Source organism: Candidatus Symbiopectobacterium sp. NZEC135 (genome assembly GCF_025962695.1).
On the sequence record NZ_JAGFPF010000633.1, the window covers coordinates 1 to 1,110 of the forward strand.

Here is a 1,110-nt window from a genome sequence, read left to right on the forward strand (position 1 = left end):
CTGGGCACCAGCATTGTTGCGGTATGGATTGACGCCGTGCACTACTGTGTCAAAGCGCGCGGTATTTGTGATGCGACCAGCGCGACCACCACCACATCGCTGGGTGGTCTGTTTAAATCGAGCCAGAATACGCGTCAGGAGTTCCTGCGCGCCGTGCGTCACCACCAGCACTGATCCTCCTGCCGCAGCCACCGGGTGTGGCTGTCGGCGGCATGCGTCCCATTGGATTGGCACAAACTCCTATGATGCCTCACTCGCCTTCATCGCCGCGCCGTATCGCCACACTGGATTTCGTGCGCGGCGTGGCGGTATTGGGCATCTTATTGCTCAATATTACCGCGTTTGGCCTGCCCAAGGCCGCTTATCTCAATCCTGCCTACGCCGGTTACCCTGCGCTGCATGAGGCCCTGACCTGGGCTGTGATGGATCTGCTGGCCCAGGCGAAATTTCTGACATTGTTTGCCCTGCTGTTTGGCGCAGGTTTACAACTGCTTTTGCCGCGAGGTACGCGCTGGGTTCATGCGCGTCTGTTCTGGTTGATGCTGATTGGGCTATTGCACGGTATTTTCATGTGGGACGGCGATATCTTGCTGGATTATGGCCTCATCGGTCTGCTCTGCTATGCCATGATCCGACAGGCGGACAGCAGCCGTATGCTGATGCGTATCGGCGTGGTGATGTACGCCGTAGGCGTCGGCATGCTGGTGGTATTAAGCCAGATTCTCAGCCCGGAGCCGGGGCGCGACTGGTTGCCGAGTGATGCAGTCATCGCCTACGAGGCCTATTGGCTCCTACTGGGTGGCGTAGAAGCGTGGCGCAATCGCATAGATCTGCTGATCGAGAGTCTATTGTCGCTGGGTGTGCAATATGGCTGGCTGCTGGCAGGCTCATTGCTGCTGGGCGCCGGGCTGATGCGCAGCGGCTGGCTGCGCGGTGAGTTCAGTGGGGCGCATTATCGCAAAGTTGCCCTGTGGTTTATCGCGATGGGACTGCTGATTGATGCTGTTGGCATGGTGTTGCAGTGGCATCTTGCCTGGGAGTACCGCTGGAGTGGTCTGTTGCTGCAAATTCCTCGCGATATTGCCGCGCCGATTCAGGCTAACGGTTATC

Annotated in this window: 2 protein-coding genes; both read left to right on the forward strand. The window is 58.4% G+C overall.

Annotated elements, in window-relative coordinates:
- Positions 1 to 174: GTP cyclohydrolase I (locus J5224_RS29330; protein WP_264628592.1), on the forward strand; the 174-nt coding region annotated here is incomplete at its 5' end.
- Positions 175 to 245: 71 nt separating this feature from the next.
- Positions 246 to 1,110, forward strand: an 865-nt coding sequence (gene yeiB, locus J5224_RS29335; protein WP_413544744.1) for a DUF418 domain-containing protein YeiB, incomplete at its 3' end; no start/stop codon positions are given.